Origin of the sequence: Sabulicella glaciei (assembly GCF_026183895.1) — a bacterium.
Lineage (GTDB): Bacteria > Pseudomonadota > Alphaproteobacteria > Acetobacterales > Acetobacteraceae > Roseococcus > Roseococcus glaciei.
In genome coordinates, this window is record NZ_JAPFQI010000018.1 from 80,888 (window position 1) to 88,643 (window position 7,756).

A 7,756-nucleotide genomic window follows, 5' to 3' on the forward strand; every position below is an offset into this window, starting at 1 on the left:
CGGGCGATGGAGGGCGTCACGACCTCGCGCCCCTCAAGCCGGCAGCCGGGAACGTCCGGTGCAGCGGAGAAATCAAGTCGTGACGGCAGGCTCTGGTCAGCGTCGTTGACAGGGTGCCCCTTGCGGACACCATGAAGACGAGGCCCAGCCTTCAGGAGCCTCCCGCTTTTAACCCACCGACCTCATCCCCTTCCTTCATTCCCTGGCCGACTTAGTTCGTGCGGTCGCAGAGCTGCTGCTCGCGATCAGGAGGAGGTGAGGTCCCTGTGCCGGGGTGGAAGGACTTTGGCCCGCCGCCGAGATCAAACTTGACAGCAGGAGACGTGGAGGAGGGCAGGGGAGTCGACGCACTGAGCGCTCCTGCTAGAGCGCGGCCGGGGAGTTTCCTTCAACGGGGTGCAAGTGGCAGGCGACTGCCTGACGCCATCCGGGCCGCGCAAGAGCGGGCTCGCGGATCTGGCAGACTTCCATCGCAAAGGGACAAGTGTCCGCATAAGCGCAACCGTGACCTGAGCGGATTGCCTCGTTCGCCGCTGCCGACGGGCTCGGTTCTGCGTCCCGCTCCTCCGGGTGGACAAAGCGCGCAGCTGCGAGAAGCGCCTGGGTGTAGGGATGCAGAGGCGCACCGAACACTTCCTCGGCTGCCCCCTGCTCCACGATCCGTCCACGGTACATGACGGCCACCTCGTCCGCCTGATAGCGCACGGTCGCCAAGTCGTGACTGATAAGCAGATAGCTCATCCCCAGCCGATTTTGCGTCTCGACGAGCAGATTGATGATCTGGAGTCGGACGGACACGTCAAGCGCCGAGACGGGCTCGTCCAACACGACGACGCGCGGACGCGCGACGATGGCCCGTGCGATGGCAATCCTCTGCCGTTGCCCACCGCTGAACTCGTGGGGGAAGTTCCGTGCGGAGGCCGGATCCAGACCGACCTCCTCGAGCACGGCTGACACCCGCTCGGCAATCTCGCGCCCCTCGGCGCCGCCGTTGAAGCGGAGTGGCTCGGCGACGATCCGCCCAACCCGCATCCGTGGATTCAGGGAACTCCACGGGTCTTGGAAGAGTTCCGCAGTTCGTTTCGGGATTGGGTGGCCGAATGTACGGCGACACCGGAAGCGGTCGCGGAGGCCGCGCTGGCGCATTCGGTGGGCAGTGATGTGATGCGCGCCTATCAGCGCAGCGACCTGCTAGAGAAACGCCGATCCCTCATGAGCCAGTGGGCGACGTTTTGCACCGCCCCAGCCGCATCTGTCGCGGACCTCTCCTCCGGCAGGGCGTGGAGGGTGGGGGCGTGACCACGTATCGTGATTTCCGCCCTGTCCCCAAAATCACCAAAACTCTTCTTGCCGCGCTTGCGGAGCCACTGCTGTCGGCGCTTCCGATCCGTGACCAGGAGCTACGTTGCAGCGTGAGTGACGGCGATATGCCGCGATGCGAGCGCGAACCAGTGTAGGTGCGGCTTATGGCCTACGTGTCGCGGGACGCAGGGCCGCCGCCCGCGGGAAACTGAACCTAGCCGAGTGGCAAGACTTCACTTGCGTTCCCCCGTCACCCATTTTATAGCGTTCGCTTCAAAATTGACAGTGAAGCGGCTATGGCGCGACCTCGCCTCTTTGACGAAGGCGCTGCACTCGATGCGGCGATGAACGTTTTCTGGAGGCATGGCTACGCGGCGACGTCCGTACGCGACCTTTGTGCGGCGACGGGACTTGGACCGCCAAGCCTTTACAATGCCTTTGGCGACAAGCAGGCGCTTTTCGCCCGATGCCTGGATCGCTACCTGGACGAAAACACACTCGCGCGGATCCGGCGCGCCGAGGCACACCAGCCCCCACGGCTGGCCTTGGAGCGCTTCCTCTCGGCGGTGGCCGAGCGGTCCATCGCCGACAATCGAGGTTGCTTACTCGTGAACACGGCGCTTGAGGTCGCACCGCATGAGCCGGCCATCGGCTCCGTGGTGGCAGAGCGCCTGGGCGAGATCGAGAGCTTCTTCTTTCGGTGCGTCGAAGCTGGCCAACGGGAGGGAAGTGTCAGTCGTGAGCGTGCGCCCGAAGATCTTGCGCGTCTCCTGCTCGCAGTGGTGATGGGCATGCGCGTGTTGGCCCGCGCGCGCCCGGACGCTGCCCTTCTGCAAGGCGCGTTGCAGCAGGCTCTCTCGTTGCTTGGAACGCCGACGCCGGAGGCGAGGCCATGACGAATGTTGAAGCCAACGTGCGCGGCGGGCTGCGCAGCACGACCCCCTCTGCAAAGCCGAGTTCAGCGAAGGCACGACAGCTTTACGAGCTTTGCGGAACCGATCCCGCGCGGGTGCTGAGCCCCCATTGCTGGCGCGTCCGCATGGCGCTTGCGCACAAGGGGCTGGAGTTCGAGAGCATCCCTTTGCGCCTCACCGAACCGGAGCGCCTCGCCTTCACCGATCATACGCGCGCGCCAGTGCTCGTAGATGGAGAGCGAGTAGTCGCCGGTTCCTGGGACATCGCGCTCTATCTGGACGAAGCATATCCGCAGACGCCCCTGCTGTTCCAGAACGCCCCCGAGGCATATCGCGCTGTCGTGAGCTGGAATGACAGCATCTTGCAGGCGGGGCTTGAGCGCCTGATCGTATCTGACATCCCGCATCTGCTCGACGGTGCTGATCGAATTTACTTCATCGAGCGCCACGAGGAGAAGTTCGGGCAGCCGCTGCACGAGGTGACCGCTGCTAGAGAGGAGCGGCTACCAAAATTCCGTATCTCTCTGGAGCCCCTCCGCATCGCCCTGGAGTCCTCGCCTTTTCTTGGTGGCGCCAACCCCGACTACGCAGACTACATCGTCTTCGGCTCCTTTATGTGGGCCCGGAGCGTAAGTCTCCTGCGGATCCTGGAGGCGGAGGATCGGATCTTCGCGTGGCGTGAGGAGATGCTCAACCTTCACGGTAGCATGGCACGCAATGCGCCCTGCTTCAGCATGTGCCGTAACCAATCCTTAGCTGGAGGAGACAACAAGGATGGGGGACGGCGAACGCGATCCTTTTTCCAATTTTTTCGGAGGTGAAAATTACACCGACGAAGGGCTTTCCTGGCAGGATGCGGTCCGTCTCCTGATCCTGGTCCTGGCATTTCTATGGCAAGGGCTTGTGGTGGCTTGCCAAATGCTTCCCTCGCTATGACCCAAACCCGGACACTGGCCCATGCATAACCGCATATGTCCTGAATGACCCAGCACAATCCGAGGCAGGCTGCGGAAGCGATGCGTATGCGGCATGCGGGGTCTAGGGACCTTCTGCGGACGATGAACGCAGTCCCAGCGGTCAAGGCGCTTGCGGGAATGGGCCTTATCTCCTGCACGCACCGCCTTTCTCGGCGGGCGGGCACGCTCTTGCCCAAGTTCTGCGGAAGCGTCTTGGATCGCTGCGACAGTGGAACGCTAGGGCCTGTCATCGCCTGAGGTGGTCGAGTGAGGTGGCGCAGCACAAGACGCGCAGGACAGGGACCGCCATGTTCTCGTGTCGTGTCGCGACAGACCGCCGTTCCTTGAGCCGGGTCAAGGTTTAGGCGACCTCGATGACGGCCTCGACGATGACTGTGACGCCGAAGGCTGTGGAGGCGCCGAACACCGTGCGCGCATGCCGACCACGATCCGCGAATACCTCGACGAACAGGTCCGTGCAGCCATCAATCACCTTGGCTTGCTCCGTGAATTCGGGGACGGCGTTTACAAAGCCCACGACCTTTCCGACGCGGACCACGTTGTCCAAGCTCCCTGCCGCGTCGCGCATCGCCGCGAGCAGGGACAGACCGGCCAGCCGCGCGTGCTGGTATGCGTCCTCAGCCGACACGTCGGCCCCGACCCGGCCTCTGGGGGTCGGGAGGCCCGGCCTGCGCCCGCCGGTCCCGGCGAGGAACACCAAGTTCCCCATCCTCGTGTAGGGGACGTAATTGGCCACGGCTGTCGGGACGGGCGGCAACGTGATCCCGAGGTCCCGGAGCCGCTGCTCCGCGCCGACAGTCGCGGACTGGGCCGGAGCGCGACGCGGCAGCAACGCGGCGGCCGATGCGGTCAGGGCGATAAGGGAAGACCGGCGGTGAAGGCTCTGCATGGCTTTGCCCTCTGGGCCGCGTGCGGCCGATACGGCAAGGCTACTCAGGTCCTGGCTCAAGTGTCACCAAATTGAGGTGTGGCAAGCCTCCACTTGCGTGGTTTGGTGTCGAGAACACAAAGCGTGCCCAGCGCTTGGCCATCGGCGGAGAGGAGAGGCACGCCCGCATAAGCCGCGACCCCGTATTCGAGGGCCGTCGGATTGTCTTTGACCAAGGGGTGCTCCTTGGCGTCCTCGACAACGAAGGCCTCGCCCGAGGCCACGGCATGACGACAAAAGGAGTGGGACAGCGCAGTTCCGCGCTGGGCTGCGAAATCCTCGGGAATAGGGCCTGAGTGGCTTTTGAAGAACTGCCGGTCGTGGTCGACGAGCGAGACAAGGGCCATGGGCGCGTCGAGCGTCTCGCGGGCGAGCCGCGTCAGTTGGTCAAAACCCTCCTCCGCGGGTGTGTCCAGCAGCATGGTCGCGTGAAGGGCCTCAAGTCGGGCGGGATCTGCAACTGGGTCTTCGGACAGGGTAGCGACCTCCTGGCCAGTGAAGAACGAGCGACAGGAATACTGGTTTTCCGTAAGCGCGGCGTAGGGGCCCTTGTTGAAGGCCGGAGCTGAAGCCGCGAGGTGGATCGCCACGGAGGAGTGGCGATGGAGCGATGGATGTCTGGGCCTGGTGCCAGCACTGATGCCAGCACGGGTGCTGGCACTGTGGCGGGGGAACGGGTGGAGATCGTCACCCGTGGTGGACGGCGCAGCTACACGGTCGAAGAGAAGCTGGCGCTGGTGGCCGAGGCTTCGCAGCCCGGGTCTCGGGTGCTGGCAGTGGCGCAGCGCCATGGCCTTTCGCCGAGCCTGCTGCATCGCTGGCGGCGCGAGGCGGAGGGGAGGCCGCTGAAGCCGCTAGCCAAGGCCAAGCCGGCGCCCCGCCTGCCTGCGCTCGTGCCGCTGGTGATGGAGCCCCCCATGCCGACGGCACTGCCCGAGGCGAAGCCGGAGCCGCGGCCGGGCGGGGCCATCGAGGTGGTGCTGCGCAACGGCCGGCTGCTGCGCATCGGGGCGGGCGCGGATGTGGCAGCGGTGGCGCGCCTTGCTGCGGCGCTGGAGGCATGATCGCGCCGCCGACGGGCGCCCGTATCCTGCTGGCCACCCAGCCCGTGGACTTCCGCAAGGGCGCGCATGGCCTGGCGGCGCTGGCGGCCGAGATGCTGGGCGAGGATCCGTTCTCCGGCCTGGTGCTGGTGTTCCGATCGAAGCGTGCGGACCGCATCAAGATCCTCGTCTGGGACGGCTCGGGCCTGGTGCTGGTGTGGAAGCAGCTGGAGGGGGGCGGGTTCCGCTGGCCGCCTGTGGTGGACGGCATTCTGCGGCTCATGCCGGTGGAGTTCGCCGCCCTGTTTGACGGGCTCGACTGGCGGCGCATCGAAACGCCGAAACGGATTCCCAGGCCCACGGCCGCTGCCTAGAATCACGGGACGATGCGCGCCGCGGGACCCGACACGCCGAGCCTGCCCGATGATCCCTGGGCCCTGCGCGCCCTGCTGGCCGCAGCGCTGGCCAAGGTTGACGCGCTGCACGCCGAGCGGGACGCGCTGGTCGTCGAGCGTGATGGGGTGGCGGCGGAGCGGGACGCCTTGGCGGAGCGCAACGCCCGGCTGGAGCACCTGCTCGAGAAGCTGCGGCGGATGCAGTTCGGCCGCAAGTCCGAGCGCCTGCCCGAGGAGCAGCTGCTGTTCGCGTTCGAGGAGGTGGAGGCTTCCATCGCCCAGACCGCAGCCGAGGCAGCCAAGACGTCCCCGGAGCAGCGGGAGGAGCAGCGCAAGCGCCGCCGGGCGGGGCGCGGCCGGCTGCCCGCGCACCTGCCTCGGGTGGAGCAGGTGCTGAGGCCCGAGGCGACAGCCTGTCCCTGCTGCGCGGGGCCGCTGGTGGAGATCGGCGCCGACACCTCCGAGCGCCTCGACGTAATCCCTGCACAGTTCCGCGTCCTGGTCACGAAGCGGCCCAAGCTCGCCTGCCGGGCGTGTCCCGGCACGGTGCTGCAGGCCCCCGCGCCGGCGCGGCTGATCGAGGGCGGCGTGCCCACGGAGGCGACCGTGGCCCACGTGCTGGTGTCGCGCTACGCGGATCACCTGCCCTTGTACCGGCAGTCGCAGATCCTGGCGCGGCAAGGGATTGAGATCGGCCGCGAGATGCTGGCCGACTGGGTGGGCACGGCGGCGCACGAGGTGATGCCCGTGGTGCGGCGGATGCACGAGATCCTGCTCGCCTCGCCCAAGTTGTTCGCGGACGAGACGCCCATGCCCGTGCTGGACCCAGGGCGCGGGCAAACAAAGAAGGGCTATGCCTGGGCGCTGGCGCGCGACGACCGGCCCTGGGGCGGGGCGGATCCGCCGGCGGTGGTGTTTCTGTACGCCCCTGGCCGGGGTGCGGAGCACGCGAAGGCGTTGCTGCGGGACTACGGCGGGATCGTGCAGTGCGATGGGTACGGTGCCTACAAGGCCGTGGCGGCCGAGCGGGGCCTGACGTTGGCGTTCTGCTGGGCGCATGTGCGCCGGGAGTTCTTTGGCCTCGCCAAGGGCAAGGGGCCGATCGCCGAGGAGGCGCTGCGCAGGATCGCCGCCCTCTACGCCATCGAGGCCGAGCTGCGCGGAAAGCCACCCGACATCCGCCAGGCCGCCCGCGAGGCAAGGAGCCGGCCTCTGGTGGAGGATCTGTTTGCCTGGCTTGTGGTGCAGCTGACGCACCTGCCCCGGGGCAGCCCGACCGCGGAGGCCATCCGCTATGCGCTGAACCACCGGGACGGCTTGGTGCGGTTCCTCGACGATGGCCGGATCGAGCTGGACAGCAACACCGTGGAGCGGGCCATCCGTCCGGTGGTGCTGAGCCGGAAGAACGCGCTGTTCGCCTCCGGCGACGATGGCGGCGCGCGTTGGGCGACGGTCGCGTCGCTGGTGGAGACGTGCAAGCTGAACAACGTCGATCCGCAGCGCTATCTCAGCGAGCTGCTCACCCGGCTCGTGAACGGCTGGCCCCAAAGCCGCATCGACGACCTCATGCCCTGGCGCTGGGACACCACCGCCAGCTGATCATCAGGCCAAGGGCCTCGTCGCCTCGCTTACGTTTTCCCGTGCGGTGCGTGCGGACCATGGATGAATGAAGGCGTGGTACTTGCAGGGTTCCGGGGGCCTCGAAAGCGGGTGAAGCTGAAGGCTGGGGGTGCTGCAGCGCGGCAAGCTGCTCCTCGAGGCTGCGCCCGCCGCCTGTCGCGGATGCCCCGTGTATCTGACCCCGACCGAAGATGCTCCACGCTGGACCAAGCCAGCGGAAAGACGCTCCGGTCCTTGTGGGACCGGAGCGCTGCTTTGGTATTCTCTGACGAAAAAGTGTGCGTCAGGCGGCCTTGCGGCGCACGAGGCCGAGGCCCAGCAGGCCGGCGCCCAGCAGGGCGAGGCCGGCCGGCGCGGGCACCGGCACCTGGCCCGGAAGCGCGGCAGAGCCACCGGAGAAGGTGAAGGTGCCGAGCAGGTTCACGCCGTCCGTCTGACCCGAGAAGGTGAAGGTGCCAGCGGTGTCGTCGAAACCAGCGGCACGCAGCGTGCCCGTGCCGTTGATCAGCAGGTAGTCGGTTTCGGCAGTGCCCGAACCCACCGGCGGGTTCGTGGTCTGGCTCACGTTGATGGAAGC

Annotated in this window: 8 protein-coding genes and 2 pseudogenes; 6 read left to right on the forward strand and 4 right to left on the reverse strand. The window is 66.8% G+C overall.

Going from position 1 to position 7,756, the window contains the following annotated elements; translation table 11 throughout:
• Window positions 1-363: 363 nt before the first annotated feature.
• Window positions 364-1,032, reverse strand: coding sequence for an oligopeptide/dipeptide ABC transporter ATP-binding protein (locus OF850_RS18415; protein ID WP_301591813.1), 669 nt, complete (start codon window positions 1,030-1,032; stop codon window positions 364-366).
• Between the two features lie 614 nt (window positions 1,033-1,646).
• Here OF850_RS18415 and OF850_RS23870 point away from each other — a divergent pair.
• The 3 genes and pseudogenes from OF850_RS23870 to OF850_RS18430 all read left to right on the forward strand — a co-directional run.
• Window positions 1,647-1,757 (forward strand): annotated as a pseudogene (locus OF850_RS23870) (TetR/AcrR family transcriptional regulator); the annotation flags it as partial.
• 153 nt (window positions 1,758-1,910) lie between these two features.
• Window positions 1,911-2,198: pseudogene (locus OF850_RS23875) on the forward strand (TetR family transcriptional regulator C-terminal domain-containing protein); the annotation flags it as partial.
• Window positions 2,195-3,037 carry a glutathione S-transferase N-terminal domain-containing protein gene (locus OF850_RS18430; RefSeq protein ID WP_301591815.1) on the forward strand — a complete coding sequence of 281 codons (843 nt, stop codon included), beginning with the start codon at window positions 2,195-2,197 and terminating at the stop codon, window positions 3,035-3,037. The pseudogene OF850_RS23875 and the gene OF850_RS18430, both read left to right, overlap by 4 nt.
• Window positions 3,038-3,533: 496 nt before the next feature.
• On the opposite strand, the gene OF850_RS18435 is transcribed toward OF850_RS18430, so the two are convergent.
• Window positions 3,534-4,142 carry a RidA family protein gene (locus OF850_RS18435; protein WP_301591816.1) on the reverse strand — a complete coding sequence of 203 codons (609 nt, stop codon included), beginning with the start codon at window positions 4,140-4,142 and terminating at the stop codon, window positions 3,534-3,536.
• A complete protein-coding gene (locus tag OF850_RS18440; RefSeq protein ID WP_301591817.1) occupies window positions 4,139-4,711 on the reverse strand; it encodes a GAF domain-containing protein in 573 nt (190 codons plus the stop codon). Before OF850_RS18440 ends, OF850_RS18435 begins: the two co-directional genes overlap by 4 nt.
• A gap of 24 nt (window positions 4,712-4,735) precedes the next feature.
• Here OF850_RS18440 and tnpA point away from each other — a divergent pair, with 24 nt between their 5' ends.
• Genes tnpA through tnpC form a run of 3 tightly spaced genes read left to right on the forward strand, consistent with a single transcriptional unit; the run spans window position 4,736 to window position 7,158 of the window.
• Entirely contained in the window at window positions 4,736-5,185 is a 450-nt protein-coding gene (gene tnpA, locus OF850_RS18445) for an IS66-like element accessory protein TnpA (protein WP_301591818.1), read from the forward strand.
• A complete protein-coding gene (gene tnpB / locus OF850_RS18450) occupies window positions 5,182-5,538 on the forward strand; it encodes an IS66 family insertion sequence element accessory protein TnpB (RefSeq protein WP_301591819.1) in 357 nt (118 codons plus the stop codon). The genes tnpA and tnpB overlap by 4 nt, the downstream gene beginning before the upstream one ends.
• Window positions 5,539-5,550: 12 nt before the next feature.
• Window positions 5,551-7,158 (forward strand): IS66 family transposase, encoded by a 1,608-nt coding sequence (gene tnpC, locus OF850_RS18455; RefSeq protein ID WP_301591820.1) that lies wholly within the window; start codon window positions 5,551-5,553, stop codon window positions 7,156-7,158.
• A 304-nt stretch (window positions 7,159-7,462) separates the two neighbouring features.
• Here the strand turns inward: tnpC and OF850_RS18460 are convergent.
• The coding region (locus OF850_RS18460) for a PEP-CTERM sorting domain-containing protein (protein ID WP_301591821.1) at window positions 7,463-7,756 on the reverse strand (294 nt) is incomplete at its 5' end.

What these genes read in the sequence shown, in the direction of transcription:
- OF850_RS18415 (WP_301591813.1), bottom strand. Translation starts at nt 1,032, where the DNA reads ATGCGGGTTGGGCGGATCGTCGCCGAGCCACTCCGCTTCAACGGCGGC.
- OF850_RS18430 (WP_301591815.1), top strand. Translation starts at nt 2,195, where the DNA reads ATGACGAATGTTGAAGCCAACGTGCGCGGCGGGCTGCGCAGCACGACC.
- tnpA (WP_301591818.1), top strand. Translation starts at nt 4,736, where the DNA reads ATGTCTGGGCCTGGTGCCAGCACTGATGCCAGCACGGGTGCTGGCACT.
- tnpB (WP_301591819.1), top strand. Translation starts at nt 5,182, where the DNA reads ATGATCGCGCCGCCGACGGGCGCCCGTATCCTGCTGGCCACCCAGCCC.
- tnpC (WP_301591820.1), top strand. Translation starts at nt 5,551, where the DNA reads ATGCGCGCCGCGGGACCCGACACGCCGAGCCTGCCCGATGATCCCTGG.